The following is a 14,087-nucleotide window of genomic DNA, read 5'->3' as shown; positions in this document are numbered from 1 at the left end:
GGAAAATAATGCAGTAATGGAGAAGTGGTTAAAGGAAATATTGCCGATTATGTCAGTCGAAAACGGATGTCTGCTCTCCAAACAGGGAGATGTGACAAGGGCATTCGACTTGGAACTGCCCGAGCTGTTCACACTCAGTGACAGGGATTACGAAGCTTTCCATCAGGCATGGGCCAAGGCTTTGAAGGTGATGCCAAGACATTCTGTTTTCCATAAGCAGGATTGGTTTGTCAACAGCGGCCATCAGGGGGATTTTGGAAAAAACCCGGGCTTTCTATCCCGTAGCAGCGAGCGCCATTTCCATGAAAGGCCATACCTCGATCACCGATGCCATGTCTTTCTGACCAAAAAACCGGCAGATAGAAAAGCGGGAAGCAGCATGTTTTCCAGTCTGATCAGGGGAAACCTGATTCCTGTAGATGTGCTTGATGCCGTATCGGTGCAGGAATTCCTTGATTCCTGTGGCCAGTTCCAGAGAATATTGGAGGACAGCGGATTTGTAAAACTGAAAGCTTTCGGGGACAGTGACATTCTGAGCAGTAAGGAAAATTCCGGACTGGTGGAAAAGTATTGCAGCCTGCAGGAAAATGAGGGAGAAAGGTTTGTCTATGATATCAGTCTGAAGGAAACACTGCGGATAGGAAACAAAAACTGCAGGCTGTTCACCTTGGGGGAGGCAGATGACCTTCCCCTGCTTTGTGGAAGCAGGATAGATTATGACAGGTACTGCACCGACAGGACCAGGTTCAGTGTAGGTTTTGCATCCACGCTTGGGCAGTTGCTCCCCTGTAACCATATTTACAATCAGTATATTTTCTTGGATGACCCTGCCCAGACCATCAAAAAACTGGAAAGCAAGAGACTGAGGCTTCAGTCCCTTGCTGCATATAGCAGGGAAAACCTTATTGCAAGGGATGCCGCCAATGATTTTCTCAATGAGGCCATCGGGGAACAGCGACTGCCGGTCAAAGCCCATTTCAATGTCCTGACCTGGACAGAAGAAAAAGAGCAGTTGAAAGAAATCAAAAACATGGTGTCCTCCGCCCTTGCCCAGATGGATGCCGTGGCCAAAGAGGAGACCATCGGCGCACCCCAGATATTCTGGGCAGGGATTCCCGGAAATGCGGCCGATTTTCCCATGAACGATACCTTTGACACTTTTTTGGAGCAGGCCACCTGTTTTCTGAACCTGGAAACCAGCTACAGATCTTCTCTAAGTCCCGTTGGCATCAGATTGGGGGACAGGCTTACAGGAAGGCCCGTGCATGTGGATATTTCAGATGAGCCTGTCAAAAGAGGGGTATGCACCAACCGCAACAAATTCATATTGGGACCATCGGGAAGCGGCAAATCCTTTTTCACCAACCACATGGTACGTTCATATTATGAACAGGGAACACATGTGGTGCTGGTGGATGTGGGCCATAGCTACAAGGGGCTTTGTGATCTGGTGGGCGGCTATTATTTCACCTACAATGAAAAAAGCCCGATCCGGTTCAATCCCTTTTACATAGGCAAAGGCGATAACCTGGATACAGAGAAAAAAGAAAGCATCAAAACCCTGTTGCTGGCCCTCTGGAAAAAAGATGATGAAACCTTCAACAGGAGTGAATACGTGGCCCTGTCCAATGCACTTCAGCTTTACTATGAACACCTTGGAAAAAATTCAGATATTTTCCCCTGCTTCAATTCATTTTATGAGTTCTTGAGAGATGTGTTTGTAAAGGTTTTGGAATCTGAAAAGGTAAAGGACAGGGATTTTGATATCGGCAATTTCCTGTATGTGCTCAGGCCATATTACAGGGCTGGGGAATTTGATTACCTGCTGAATGCGACCGAAAACCTCGAACTGCTTCAGGAACGCTTTATTGTCTTTGAACTGGACAACATCAAAGACCACCCGATCCTATTCCCTGTGGTGACCATCATCATCATGGAAGTCTTTATCAACAAGATGAGAAAGCTCAAAGGGATAAGGAAAATGATCCTGATAGAGGAGGCTTGGAAGGCCATAGCCAAGGAAGGAATGGCCGAATACATCAAGTATCTTTTCAAAACCGTGAGAAAATTTTTTGGGGAGGCAATTGTGGTCACCCAGGAAGTGGAGGACATCATCAGTTCCCCGGTCGTCAAACAGGCCATCATCAACAATTCGGACTGCAAGATATTATTGGACCAGTCCAAGTACCAGAACAAGTTTGATGGGATACAGGAGCTGTTGGGACTTACCGAAAAGGAAAAGGCACTTGTGCTTTCTGTTAACCGGGCCAATGATCCGGCAAGAAAATACAAGGAAGTGTTCATCAGTCTTGGCGGGATGATCTCCAAAGTTTACAGGACAGAGGTTTCTTTGGAGGAATACCTGGTCTATACCACAGAAGAAAGCGAAAAAGTGAAGGTCAGCGAATATGCTGAGCGGTTTGGATCAATCCAAAAAGGAATCGAAGTATTGGCATCGGAACTCAGACAGGCAAAAAGATGAAAAAACAAATCAAAATCATAGTCGCCACCCTGGTACTTGTCTTTTCAACTGTGCCGCAGCGATACAGTGAGGCGGCAGTACCGGTAGCGATCTTAAAGATCATTGAAGCAGGGGTCAAAAAAGTGATCGTTGCGGTAGACCTACAGATACAGCGGCAGCAGAACAGGATCATCTGGCTACAGAATGCCCAAAAAGTGATAGAAAACACCATGTCCAAACTCCGCCTTGATGAAATCAGCGAATGGACAGACAGGCAGCGGGACCTGTACAGCAACTATTTTGAGGAACTGAACAGGGTGAAATCACTGATCACCTACTACCGAAGGGTAAAGGAAATCACAGAGATGCAGACTAGGATGGTGTTGGAATACCAAAGGGTATGGAGGGTCATCAGTCAGGACGGGAATTTCACGGACAGTGAAAGATTGTATATGGGAAAAGTGTACTCGGGAATGCTGGTGGAATCGGCCAAAAACATAGAACAGATGCTGATGGTCGTCAATTCCTTCAGGGTTCAGATGAGTGATGCCCAAAGACTTGAGATTATCCATAAGGTAGGAAACAGTGTTGAGATCAATCTTTATGACCTGCTGGCATTTAACAGGCAGAACGCCAGGATCAGTCTTATCAGGAGCAGGGAACAGGCTTCCCTCGAAACCACCAAAGAGTTGTACGGAATCAAATAGACCAGGAATATATCATGAAAAAAACAGTGTTGCTTATCGTATTGGCGGTTTTGTCTACCGGAAGCCTTATGGCACAGAACTTTGATGAATGGTGGAGACAAAAGCAGACCAAGAAGCGGTACCTCTTGGAGCAGATCGCTGCCCTGAAGGTGTACACCAACACTGCCTGGAAATGCTATGAGACCGCAAGGGCAGGGCTTGGTGTGATAGGGGAGATCAAAGAAGGGGATTTCAATATCCACAGTGAGCACTTCGGAAAGCTCAGGAAAATAAGTCCTACTGTTGCAACTTATTCCAGGCTTGCCGAAATCCTGAATCTTCAGACTGGCCTTGTCTCACTAAGGTCCAGGAATTCAGGAATGGACATGGAGTTTCTGGATAATAAAGAGAGGGAATTTGCAATGAGATTTTTTACAAGAACCATTACGGAAAGCATGGTGAACCTGTCCTTGCTGACCTCACTGCTTACCGACAGTACCGTGGAAATGACAGATAGGGAAAGGCTCGATAGGATAGAGGGGATTTATGCTGAAATGCTGGAAACCTATTCATTTGCGCTGATTTTGGACAATGACCTGAGAGGACTGTCAGCAGAAAGAAGAAAGGAACAGAAGGAAATTAAAAGAATGGAGGAAAATTATGGCATTGTACAATAAGTTGGTCAGGATAAGTCTTGCAATCAGTTTGAGTGCTTTTCTGATATGCTTCAACCCTGACAGGGCAGTTGCCCAAGTAGAGGAGGCAGCCCAATTGCTTCTCAATGTGGAAAAACTGGCACAGTTGGAACAGATTCTAAGGGATCTTGAAAGGGGATATACAATTATGAACCAGGGCCTGGGCAAAGTCAAGGAGCTTTCTGAAGGCAATTTCAACATCCATAGGATTTTTCTGGATGGACTGATGCAGGTCAGTCCCACGGTCAGGAATTACCACAGGGTGCCTGCCATTATTGATTATCAGCTCAGGTTGGTAAGGGAATACAGAAATGCATTTGATTTTTACCGGAGGTCAGGGGTTTTTGATATAGTTGAAATTGAATATATGGGCAGGGTATATAACAGGCTTTTTCAGAACAGTCTCCGGAATCTGGATGACCTGGTGATGATATTGACGGCGAACAGTCTGAGAATGGGCGATGATGAAAGGATGCAATCCATAGACAGGATTTTCAGTGATATGGAAGATAAACTCAGTTTCCTGAGGGTCTTTAATGAAGGTGCCAGTTTGCTGGCTTTGCAGCGGGGAAAAGAGGTGAGGGAAAACAATCTGTTGGAGGACCTTCACGGTCTGCCAAAATAAGAAAGGAAAATATGTCCAGATATTTGAAATATACTTTTGCCATGATGAAGGGACTGCTGCTTCCCATGGCAGCAAATGCCCAGCAAATTAATGTTGACATCAGGGGACTGAATGGGATACTGGATCAACTGTATGCAGAAATGATCCCCCTTTCAAGTCAGCTTATCGGGGTCGGGCAGGGAATTGCGGGATTTGCCGCAACATGGTATATCGCATCCAGGGTTTGGAGGAGTATTTCCAATGCCGAACCCGTTGATTTTTATCCACTGTTCAGACCTTTTGTTATCGGTTTTGCCATTATGGTTTTCCCCTCGGTGCTTTCACTTATCAACGGTGTAATGCAGCCAACGGTCCGTGGTACAGCATCCATGGTAGAGAATTCCGACAGGGCCATCAGGGTATTGCTGGAAAGAAAGCAACAAGCGGTAAAGGATAGCAGGTATTGGCAGATGTACGTTGGGGAAACTGAACACGGTGACAGGGAGAAATGGCTGAAATATACACAGGGACTTTCAGAAGATGCCCCGGCACCAAATGAAGGTTTTTGGGAAAGCATCAGCAACGGCTTTGCGTTTGCAGGAGCAAAGATGTCATACAGTTTCAGGAACTCCATCAAGCAGGGATTGAGTGAGATACTCAGGATCCTCTTCGAGGCAGCTTCCCTGTGCATCAATACACTCAGAACCTTCCAATTGGTGGTGCTGGCCATTCTTGGTCCATTGGTCTTCGGGCTTGCTGTTTTTGATGGCTTTCAACATACCTTGACTGTCTGGCTTGCCCGGTATATCAATGTATTCCTATGGCTTCCGGTGGCCAATATTTTCGGGGCGATCATAGGAAAGGTTCAGGAAAAGATGCTGGAACTTGATATTTCACAGATCAATCAGGGTGGGGATACATTTTTTACGGCAACCGATACAGGTTACCTGATCTTCATGATCATCGGGATCATCGGCTACTTTACCGTGCCTTCAGTTTCCAATTATATAGTCCATGCAGCTTCAGGAGGAGCTCTTCCCCATAAGGTTACCGGGATTTTCAGTGGTGGAACCATCAAAACATTGGCCATGGCCGGAACAGGGGCAGGACTGGCGGTGAAAGGGGCGGGAATGGTTGCCGATAAATTCGGAGATGCCGCAGGGAGAATATCCCAAAGCATGTCATCCCATGGGACCTCATCCGGATATTTCAAGGAAGGGGGATATATGGGCAATAAAATCCAGGGAAATCCATAATTAAACAGATCCAACATGTTCACAAAAGCAAAAAACATAGAAACCACATTCAGGCAGATCAGGATTTTCACCATGATGGTGATCATAGGATGTATGTTGCTCTGCGGGTTTGTTCTCTTCAAAAGCTATCAAACAGTAAGTAGCCTTCAGGATAAGATCTATATTTTGGCAGACGGCAAAGTGCTTGAAGCATTTGCATCGGGAAGGAATGAAAACATCGTCGTAGAGGCAAGGGATCATGTGATTACTTTCCATAGGTATTTTTTCAGTCTTGATCCCGATGACAAAGCCATCAGTGAAAACATCTCCAAGGCCCTGTATCTGGCAGACGGTTCTGCCAAAAAGCAATATGACAACCTGAAGGAGAAAAGCTATTACAGTAATATCATCTCTGCAAATATCAGTCAAACTATCAAAGCTGACAGTGTTAACATTGAAATTGGCCAATACCCTTTTCATTTCAAATTCTATGGAAAGCAGACAATTACAAGGGCCAGTTCGGTGGTTGAGCGGATCCTGGTCACGGAGGGATACCTGAGGAATGTTTCGAGAAGCGACCACAATCCCCATGGACTTTTGATAGAAAAATGGAGAACCCTAGAAAACAGGGACCTGAGCGTCAAAAACAGATGAGTTTGATATGAAAGCTATGCAAAGGATAATGAATACAGTGGCTGATTGGGTAGGGGCCAAGTTCAACAACCTGACCGTTCGGAGGAAGAAGCTCATTGTATTGATTTTGTCCATCCTGATGGGGCTTTACTGGATCAGCATAGTGATTAAGGGTGAGGGGATTTAAGAAAAACAGGGATTGATCAAAGTCAGGTTTTGGCCAGAAAGGAAGGAACCATTTAAGGAAAAGAAATAATCAACAAATAATAAATTATATGGAACAGATGACAGAAAAATGGAAGAGGGACAGGAAGTTCTATACCATCATGCCTTTATTGGTTTTCCCCTTTCTGAGCATGGGCTTTTGGGCACTAGGAGGCGGGAAAGGTACGAATAATTTGGGCAAGGAGGAGTTGGAGATTGGATTCAACACAGAACTCCCACAGGTTGCAGGAAACCCTTTACTGGAAACAGGAAAACTGGCTTATTATGAAAAAGCCGCTCAGGATTCCCTGAAAAGAATGGAGCAGATCAAAAATGATCCCTACAGAAAAATGGCCTTTATGGTTCCTGATGAACCGGATTCGGAATACGGAAACCCGGATAAGAATAGCAGTATCGGAGCAAAGGGAGGAATATATACACTTCCCGGTGAAATGGATCCAAATGAAGCAATGGTCATGGAAAAACTCAAACAACTGAACGAGGTGTTGGAAAAGGGAAGAGTTATGGAAGATCCCAAGGAAAAGGAATATTTCAAACCTGAACCACTTTCCATAGACCATGACCTGGACCGGCTGGAGCAGATGATGTCGATGATGAACCGGGGAAATCAGGGAGAAGATCCGGAAATGAAAGAGATCAAAGACATCCTTGAAAACATCCTGGATATACAACATCCGGAGAGGGTAGCCCAAAGGATCAGCGAAGCCAGGGAATCCAACATGAAAAATATTCATACGGTAATGAAAGATCAGGACGAAGGTGTTTTTTCAGAATTGTCCAAAACCTATCCTGACAACCACAGGATTCCATTTGAAGCTCTAAACCAAAACGGATTCTACTCGATGGAAAACGACGGCACTGACCCAATGGGTGCCAATTCCATCCGTGCCGTTGTCCATGAAACCCAGACACTGGTTTCAGGCACCACTGTCAAACTGAGACTGCTGGAGCAGGTCAGGATTGATGGCATACTTATTCCCAAGGACCATTTTGTGTACGGCACAGCCTCCCTCAACGGGGAGCGTCTTAAAATCAACATCCAAAATATCAGGATGGGGGAATACATCATGCCTGTTTCCCTGAACCTATTTGATTCCGATGGCCTGGAGGGAATCTATGTTCCCGGAGCCATTTCCAGGGATGCGGTAAAGCAGTCAGGTGATCAGGCCATTCAGGGATTCGGTTTCAATACTTTCAATCCCACACTGGAAGCCCAGGCTGCCAGTGCTGGAATAGAAACCGCAAGAAACCTGCTCAGCAAAAAGATGAAGCTGATCAAAGTGACGGTCAAAGCAGGCTATCAGGTCTGGTTGCTTGATGAAAAACAACATGGGAAACATTGAAAAAAGGAAATTATGAAAAGTAAAATATTTTGGTTTTGTACCACTATCATGGTACTGACCATTTCAAATGGATTTGCCCAACAAAGTATTCAGGAAATCAAAAGTATCAAACCGCTTGAGCTGGCAATCACGGACAAAAAGACGACAAACCTGATATTTCCCTTTGCAGTCAGGAGTGTGGACAGGGGAAACAATGAAGTGTTGGTCCAAAAGGCAAATAAGGTAGATAACATACTTCAGTTAAAGGCAGCTACGGGGTATTTTGAAAACACCAATCTCACGGTTATTACCTCAGACGGAAAGCTGTATTCATTTCTGTTATATTATCAATCTGACCCTGTTTCGCTCAATCTTTCAATTGGAGAGCAAGATAAAAACACCCTGGCAAGTTTTACCGATCCAAAGGATGATGACAGGCTTTCAAGGGCATTTATGGAAAGGATTGCCGTCAAAAAAAGGACTATAGGTGGGATCCGGGATCACCGGTTCGGTTTGGAATTCACCCTGAAGGGAATATACATCCATGAAGACCGGCTCTTTTTTCAACTTGAAATCAATAACAGGACTTTCATCAAATACGATGTCGGGCAGTTCAGGGTGTATATCAGGGATCTGAGAAAAACAAAGAGGACAGCTTCGCAGGAGATTGAAATCATTCCGGAAAGGGTAAACGGAAACACCAGAAATATCCCCGGATTTTCGGATCAGACAATTGTGTTTGAGCTTCAGAAGTTTACCATTCCTGATAAAAAATACCTAAGCATTGAATTTTTGGAAGACAATGGTGGGAGGCATCTCCATTTAAAAGTTAAAAACAGAAAACTCATTCAGGCACTTCCTGTCTGGTAGAAATACTGCATCCACTTTCCCGGATATCAAACATTAAATAACAAGATCATGAATGAACAGAATTATGATTACCTCAAAAACCAGGTTAAATACACAGGTTTTGGGGAGGGACTTGAAAATCAGCTCAAAGAGAAAATGGCGCAGGGTGAACCTGCATTCACAATCCGGCACAATACGGAATTTGGGAATGACAAAATGACTTCAGACCTGCATTTCCGCAAATCGGATCAGACTGACATGTATTTTTTCAACAAGTATGACACGAGCCTGAAAAAGGGGAATGAAGATACCGAAATGAAGCAGACATTCTATATCGGAAAGGAAAACAACATTACCCTGAAGGAGGCTTACAACCTGATGGACGGTAGGTCTGTTAACAAGGACCTTGTCAACAGAGAAGGGGAGAAATACAATGCCTGGGTACAGTTGAATTTCAAGGAAACCGATTCGAATGGAAACTTCAAGCCAAAGCAGTTCCATGAAAACTATGGATTTGACCTGGAGAAGGCTTTGGAAAAACACCCCATCAAGGAATTGTCAAGTCCTGAGGACAAAGACAGGCTTTTGGATTCCCTGAAAAAGGGGAACAGGCAGTCGGTTACTTTCAAGGATGGGGATGATGAACAGAAGCGGTTTGTTGAAGCCTCCCCTCAATTTAAGTCCATCAATGTCTATGACCAAAGCCAGAACAGGATCGGACGTAGCAATAACCAAAAAGAATCCCAGAGCAAATCGGAAAAAAAAGGGATGAAAGAAGGAGCGGCCAATGATTCAGGGGATGGTGATGGGGCGAAGGTGAAATCCAGGAAAAAAGTAAAGGTAAGCTGATTGCCCTCCCTTTACCAAAAGACAAAAGGTAGTTGGGAAATTCAAAAAGTATTAGGGATGTCAATATTGGATAAGTTAGAGGGAAAGCAGGAACATAGGATTGACCCGGATGCCAATCCTTTGCTTTCTGTACATGATGAGGAATTTACAGATGCCCTGATTGAAGGAGTATGTAAAGAGGAGTCCAAAGATCAGACGGAAGAAAAAAGCCAGGATGGAAAGATGAAAACCGGGCAAAGTGTGGATGAAGGAAAAAAAGTCCGGGTAAAGAGGAAAAGAAGGGGAATTCACTGAGATGGATCTGAAACAATTTGATTTGAAATCAAAACAAATGAAGGTAAGTCCAATTGATGGATTTATTAGATCAATTAGAAATGATCCAAGGATCTGTATTTCCCATATAGGGCTGTTCACTGTACTTTATCATCAGCAGTTGGAGTACGGTGGACAGGCTCCTTTTCCTATAAAGAGGGATGAAATCATGGAGACAGCAAAGATTTCAAGTACGGCAACCTATTTCAAAATCCTGAACCAGTTGGCGGATTTTGGTTACATCAGGTATATGCCGACATACAACCGCATGAAATGCAGTACAGTCCAGATATTATAAGGAAGAGGGGAAATGAACATTGATTTGGTTACGAAGGAAGATCTTGAAAAGCTCAGGATGAGGCTATTGGAGGATATCGCAAAGTTGATGGAACCTCGTCAGGAAAAGTACAATGACTGGTTGCGGAGTTTGGAGGTTAGGAAAATCCTAAAGATTTCTCCTGGATCCCTTCAGAACCTGAGGATCAGCGGAAAGTTAAATCCAAAAAAAATCGGAGGGAGTTATTATTATTCTTTGGAAGAGGTTAGGGGGTTGTTTGGGGAGTAGAAACAAGGATTAGCAGCAATGGTAAGTAGGGAAGGATGGGAGTTTTTGAGCAGGATTCAGCTTGACAGGAGAGCTTTCCCAAGCCATATCAGTATTGTTGCGGCAATAATCCAATCTATACCGATTGCTTATCCCAAAAATTCAAGCTATAAAATTTCTAGGAAGAAGATTATGAAAATGGCCCATATCAAAGGGATTGCCACCTATCATAATTGTATCAATAATTTAGTGGAATGGGGATATATCAAATACGAACCAAGCTACCATCCATCGGGGCAAACTAGGGTATGGATTGTTAGGGAATTTGGTAAAGGTGAATCACTATTATAACTGTAAAAATCCTAATTGTTACCCTTGATCATTAAAAAAACACGAAAATATTTTTAAAATATTTTTTTGTTAAAAATTTTCACAAAATTATCAATTTTTTTTCAAGTGGTTTACAGAATAAAATAAGGGAAATTTCTTAAGTATAAATCATTCTTTTTTACAAAAAAAACAAAGTGTTCCTAAATCAACTTGAAATCCAAAATATATTATATGAAATATTTTTGGTGATAAGTCAGTTTTGGTACCTCAAAACCAAGAAATTTATGCATTTAGTTTTTATCAAAAAATACCTGAAACAGGGTATTTTTTACTTCATTTATTTTTTAAATATTTGCTGAATTCCTCAATTGTAGGTAGAATATTTTGTGTGAATAAGAATATCATTATTAATATTATGTTAAGTTATTCCAACTCATTTTCTATGCAAAAATATTACCTGGTTAATTTAATCTAAATTCTTTTAGACCATGAGACTTTTCGATGCCCTTGAAACGAATTCAAAATCCACCTTCTGGAAGTATATTATGTCGGTTTTTGTTTTGTTATTTTTCCAAGTCAACCCATTGTATTCCCAAATCAAAAAATTGCCCAGTGTACCAAAACCTGATGCTGAAATGATTCAACCATTTGAGATGGCTGAAGAATCAGTCACCAAATTGAATGATTCAAAGGAAGTTTTTTCTAAAATCCAGTCCCACAAATCTGAGATGGATGAATTGAAAAAAGAAACCAAGAGTGTCAAAAGCCTTCAATCGGATTCTATCCGATATGATTCGTTGGTCAAAGAACTGAAAAACAAAGTCCTGGATCAATCCAAATCCCAATTTGACATGCTCACAGAATTGGGTGAAATGGTCGAAGATGAGGGACTGAAAAATTCGATTTCTTATGTAAAGTCAAATAATGTTGCTTACTCTCAAATATTGAACGGAGATGTAGATATAGAGGTGATTGAGGATTATTTCGACTTCAGTGAGGAAAATATGAAAGCATTGGTAGATGAACATCTAATTGGAATGACCTCTGATCCACTAGAAGAATTTCTAGGATCATTTGGAATCAAGGAAAAAGATGCGATTACAGGAAGGTTTTACACGAGTGGATTGGAGGATTACCTGACCAAATCCAATGAAAAAAAAATAGGGATAAATGACCTGAACAAATCAGAGGTGCAGTGGAAAATTATTGAATCTGGGAAAGAAATTCTGCCCAATGAATTGGTTGGTAAAGGATCGAATAATAAAATCCAATTAGTTAAGGGTATAAACAAGCCTAAAAGTGAACTGAAAATGCCCAGAGAGCCAAATCCTTACAAGGGCAAATCATTTTTTTCCAGAACCAATTTCGGGATTTATTATGATGCGTTACAGAGCATATCACAAGGCCTACATGTACAGGGGCATTTAGGGTGGAGGATCAGCAATCATGTAATGCCCTATGCTGGTATGATATTCAGAAAACCATGGAAAGAGGATGAAAACAATAGTAGGGAAGGATTTGGGTATCAGGGAGGTATTAGGATCAATTTCGGGAATTGGTTCAGTCAGGCCGGGATTGAAGGCACCTACTCAAGAAATAACTTTAAAGGAACCATAGCAAATGAAGACTTTGATGGATGGATCCTGTATCCCATTTTTTCGGGAGGCAGGCAGGTAACAATCACAAAATCATTGAGAACGGTATTCCTTGGGTATGTTGATCCACTGTACACCAAGAACAAAACCAACCGTCTACACAGCCATATGTTTGGGTTGAAAATCGGTATTGAATTGAATTGAAAACATTCAAAAAAAATGGCCAAATGAAAATTTTAAGCAGGAATTCAACTCTAAGGTCTGTGATGACTTTCATAGGAATATTATATAGTTAAAGCAATACTTTTCCAGCAGATGGGAAAGCAGGGATTGAAACAACAAACCCATTAAGACCACTGACTGGAAATGTTGGAGGAGTATTTAAATCTTGGTGAAATGAATGCCCTTCATTTGAAAAAGTTTGAGGAGTCTTCTCCGTATCCCGGGCTTATGGATTCGGAAATCAAAGATCTAAGGAATAAGTAAGAAAAAGGAAACTAATAATTATGAAAAAAATTGTTTTATTGATTATCATTTTTTCTACCCATTTTTCAATTCATGGGCAGGAAGACAAAATTGATACTATTTCAGTTAAACCAAAGTCGTTCACCGCATTTGGTGCTGAGTCAGGACCAAGTACCCCGACATTCGATGAGTTAGTAACAATTCCAAAATCGCCAGAGGCATCTGCATTCCAAAAATACGGGAATACACCAATTTCCTATTTTGAAGGATCACCTAACATCTCGATACCCATTGGCAAATTAAAAGGAAGGGATATTACTCTGAATATTGATCTGAATTATGATGCATCCGGAATTAAGGTTGATCAAAATGCGACAGACGTAGGACTAGGTTGGAATCTGAATGTAGGGGGAATGATTGTAAGACAAGTCAATGGGATGCCGGACGATTATATTACAGCCACCCCGGCTTATTATCCACATTATTCTGTTTTCAATTATCCTGGAACAGGGGAATCGGTATTTAACCAATTCAATTTTTTCATAAATAACAATGTATCAAGTGGGGGATTTGTCAATAGGACACCAATAGGGTCAACCAATTGGGAAGCCCAGTGGCCGGTCAGATATGTAAGGTTTATGGAAGAGGTATCTCAAGGAAAGATAGACAGTCAGCCTGATACCTATACTTTTTCAATCAATGGTCTGAATGGTACATTAGTAATTGATTATGTGACATCAACTGGATATTGCATTGAGCATCCTGATATGAAAGTAGGAGTTTCATTCAACTCAGGTGTTTTAGGTGTAAAACAAATTGATTCTTGGATATTAATAGATGGTGGAGGGAATACCTACCACTTTGGAGGCTCAAACGCAAATGAGACCACATTTCATTATGAGAACAATGCTCTCGAAGTTTCCAGACAATATACTTCTGGATGGAAAATAAAAAAAATTGTAACAGGAAAACTTAAAGAAACTGTTGATTTTAATTATACTCCTGAAAGTTGGACAAATGACCAGCCTATAATTTCATATTATGCGATGGATAATACTCCTTCGGGTGAATGTCAGAATTTTGGTACAACTCTTAATCTGAATCCATTTTATAAAATTTCTTCTTTCCAGTTAACTTCAATTAAATTCTTATCCGAACCAAATCCAAGATTAAATATCTTCAGAAAATCAAGACTTGACCTTCCGGGCCAAAGTGCTATAGATTATATGAGAATAAATGATGAGTATGGTTCACCAATTAATTTTATAAAGTTTAATACAGA

At 42.0% G+C, this 14,087-nt stretch carries 16 protein-coding genes; all 16 read left to right on the top strand.

What is annotated here, in order from left to right; all coding sequences use genetic code 11:
* Positions 1-16: 16 nt before the first annotated feature.
* Positions 17-2,482: a TraG family conjugative transposon ATPase gene (locus tag ACEW8U_RS21770; protein WP_373524163.1), complete on the top strand. Its 2,466-nt coding sequence runs from the start codon at positions 17-19 to the stop codon at positions 2,480-2,482.
* The gene (locus tag ACEW8U_RS21765) at positions 2,479-3,168 is read left to right on the top strand and encodes a conjugal transfer protein TraI (RefSeq protein ID WP_373524162.1); all 690 of its coding nucleotides are present in this window, start codon (positions 2,479-2,481) and stop codon (positions 3,166-3,168) included. The genes ACEW8U_RS21770 and ACEW8U_RS21765 overlap by 4 nt, the downstream gene beginning before the upstream one ends.
* Before the next feature lie 14 nt (positions 3,169-3,182).
* Positions 3,183-3,824: a hypothetical protein gene (locus ACEW8U_RS21760; RefSeq protein WP_373524161.1), complete on the top strand. Its 642-nt coding sequence runs from the start codon at positions 3,183-3,185 to the stop codon at positions 3,822-3,824.
* Entirely contained in the window at positions 3,808-4,467 is a 660-nt protein-coding gene (locus ACEW8U_RS21755) for a TerB family tellurite resistance protein (RefSeq protein ID WP_373524160.1), read from the top strand. Before ACEW8U_RS21760 ends, ACEW8U_RS21755 begins: the two co-directional genes overlap by 17 nt.
* Positions 4,468-4,478: 11 nt before the next feature.
* Positions 4,479-5,702, top strand: coding sequence for a conjugative transposon protein TraJ (traJ, locus tag ACEW8U_RS21750; protein ID WP_373524159.1), 1,224 nt, complete (start codon positions 4,479-4,481; stop codon positions 5,700-5,702).
* A 15-nt stretch (positions 5,703-5,717) separates the two neighbouring features.
* Complete coding sequence (gene traK, locus ACEW8U_RS21745; protein ID WP_373524158.1) at positions 5,718-6,335, top strand: conjugative transposon protein TraK; 618 nt, start codon at positions 5,718-5,720, stop codon at positions 6,333-6,335.
* Positions 6,336-6,342: 7 nt separating this feature from the next.
* The gene (locus ACEW8U_RS21740) at positions 6,343-6,501 is read left to right on the top strand and encodes a hypothetical protein (protein ID WP_373524157.1); all 159 of its coding nucleotides are present in this window, start codon (positions 6,343-6,345) and stop codon (positions 6,499-6,501) included.
* 88 nt (positions 6,502-6,589) lie between these two features.
* A complete protein-coding gene (gene traM, locus ACEW8U_RS21735; RefSeq protein ID WP_373524156.1) occupies positions 6,590-7,882 on the top strand; it encodes a conjugative transposon protein TraM in 1,293 nt (430 codons plus the stop codon).
* A 12-nt stretch (positions 7,883-7,894) separates the two neighbouring features.
* Complete coding sequence (gene traN, locus ACEW8U_RS21730) at positions 7,895-8,731, top strand: conjugative transposon protein TraN (RefSeq protein WP_373524155.1); 837 nt, start codon at positions 7,895-7,897, stop codon at positions 8,729-8,731.
* Between the two features lie 48 nt (positions 8,732-8,779).
* Positions 8,780-9,559 (top strand): hypothetical protein, encoded by a 780-nt coding sequence (locus ACEW8U_RS21725; protein WP_373524154.1) that lies wholly within the window; start codon positions 8,780-8,782, stop codon positions 9,557-9,559.
* A gap of 57 nt (positions 9,560-9,616) precedes the next feature.
* Entirely contained in the window at positions 9,617-9,853 is a 237-nt protein-coding gene (locus ACEW8U_RS21720; RefSeq protein WP_373524153.1) for a hypothetical protein, read from the top strand.
* A 37-nt stretch (positions 9,854-9,890) separates the two neighbouring features.
* Positions 9,891-10,169 carry a hypothetical protein gene (locus ACEW8U_RS21715; protein WP_373524152.1) on the top strand — a complete coding sequence of 93 codons (279 nt, stop codon included), beginning with the start codon at positions 9,891-9,893 and terminating at the stop codon, positions 10,167-10,169.
* A 12-nt stretch (positions 10,170-10,181) separates the two neighbouring features.
* Positions 10,182-10,436 (top strand): helix-turn-helix domain-containing protein, encoded by a 255-nt coding sequence (locus ACEW8U_RS21710; protein ID WP_373524151.1) that lies wholly within the window; start codon positions 10,182-10,184, stop codon positions 10,434-10,436.
* Between the two features lie 18 nt (positions 10,437-10,454).
* Positions 10,455-10,766 carry a hypothetical protein gene (locus tag ACEW8U_RS21705; RefSeq protein WP_373524150.1) on the top strand — a complete coding sequence of 104 codons (312 nt, stop codon included), beginning with the start codon at positions 10,455-10,457 and terminating at the stop codon, positions 10,764-10,766.
* Positions 10,767-11,233: 467 nt separating this feature from the next.
* Positions 11,234-12,544 carry a hypothetical protein gene (locus tag ACEW8U_RS21700; protein WP_373524149.1) on the top strand — a complete coding sequence of 437 codons (1,311 nt, stop codon included), beginning with the start codon at positions 11,234-11,236 and terminating at the stop codon, positions 12,542-12,544.
* Between the two features lie 302 nt (positions 12,545-12,846).
* A partial coding sequence (locus ACEW8U_RS21695; protein ID WP_373524148.1) for a hypothetical protein occupies positions 12,847-14,087 on the top strand: 1,241 nt, incomplete at its 3' end.

This window comes from Aquiflexum sp. (genome assembly GCF_041751335.1).
In the GTDB taxonomy this organism is placed as follows: domain Bacteria; phylum Bacteroidota; class Bacteroidia; order Cytophagales; family Cyclobacteriaceae; genus Aquiflexum.
The sequence above is the reverse complement of the archived record's forward strand: the minus strand, read 5'-3'. Positions and strand labels throughout refer to the sequence as shown.

Coding starts and splice junctions, on each gene's coding strand:
- ACEW8U_RS21770 (WP_373524163.1), top strand. CDS start 17: ATGGAGAAGTGGTTAAAGGAAATATTGCCGATTATGTCAGTCGAAAAC.
- ACEW8U_RS21765 (WP_373524162.1), top strand. CDS start 2,479: ATGAAAAAACAAATCAAAATCATAGTCGCCACCCTGGTACTTGTCTTT.
- ACEW8U_RS21760 (WP_373524161.1), top strand. CDS start 3,183: ATGAAAAAAACAGTGTTGCTTATCGTATTGGCGGTTTTGTCTACCGGA.
- ACEW8U_RS21755 (WP_373524160.1), top strand. CDS start 3,808: ATGGCATTGTACAATAAGTTGGTCAGGATAAGTCTTGCAATCAGTTTG.
- traJ (WP_373524159.1), top strand. CDS start 4,479: ATGTCCAGATATTTGAAATATACTTTTGCCATGATGAAGGGACTGCTG.
- traK (WP_373524158.1), top strand. CDS start 5,718: ATGTTCACAAAAGCAAAAAACATAGAAACCACATTCAGGCAGATCAGG.
- ACEW8U_RS21740 (WP_373524157.1), top strand. CDS start 6,343: ATGAAAGCTATGCAAAGGATAATGAATACAGTGGCTGATTGGGTAGGG.
- traM (WP_373524156.1), top strand. CDS start 6,590: ATGGAACAGATGACAGAAAAATGGAAGAGGGACAGGAAGTTCTATACC.
- traN (WP_373524155.1), top strand. CDS start 7,895: ATGAAAAGTAAAATATTTTGGTTTTGTACCACTATCATGGTACTGACC.
- ACEW8U_RS21725 (WP_373524154.1), top strand. CDS start 8,780: ATGAATGAACAGAATTATGATTACCTCAAAAACCAGGTTAAATACACA.
- ACEW8U_RS21720 (WP_373524153.1), top strand. CDS start 9,617: ATGTCAATATTGGATAAGTTAGAGGGAAAGCAGGAACATAGGATTGAC.
- ACEW8U_RS21715 (WP_373524152.1), top strand. CDS start 9,891: ATGAAGGTAAGTCCAATTGATGGATTTATTAGATCAATTAGAAATGAT.
- ACEW8U_RS21710 (WP_373524151.1), top strand. CDS start 10,182: ATGAACATTGATTTGGTTACGAAGGAAGATCTTGAAAAGCTCAGGATG.
- ACEW8U_RS21705 (WP_373524150.1), top strand. CDS start 10,455: ATGGTAAGTAGGGAAGGATGGGAGTTTTTGAGCAGGATTCAGCTTGAC.
- ACEW8U_RS21700 (WP_373524149.1), top strand. CDS start 11,234: ATGAGACTTTTCGATGCCCTTGAAACGAATTCAAAATCCACCTTCTGG.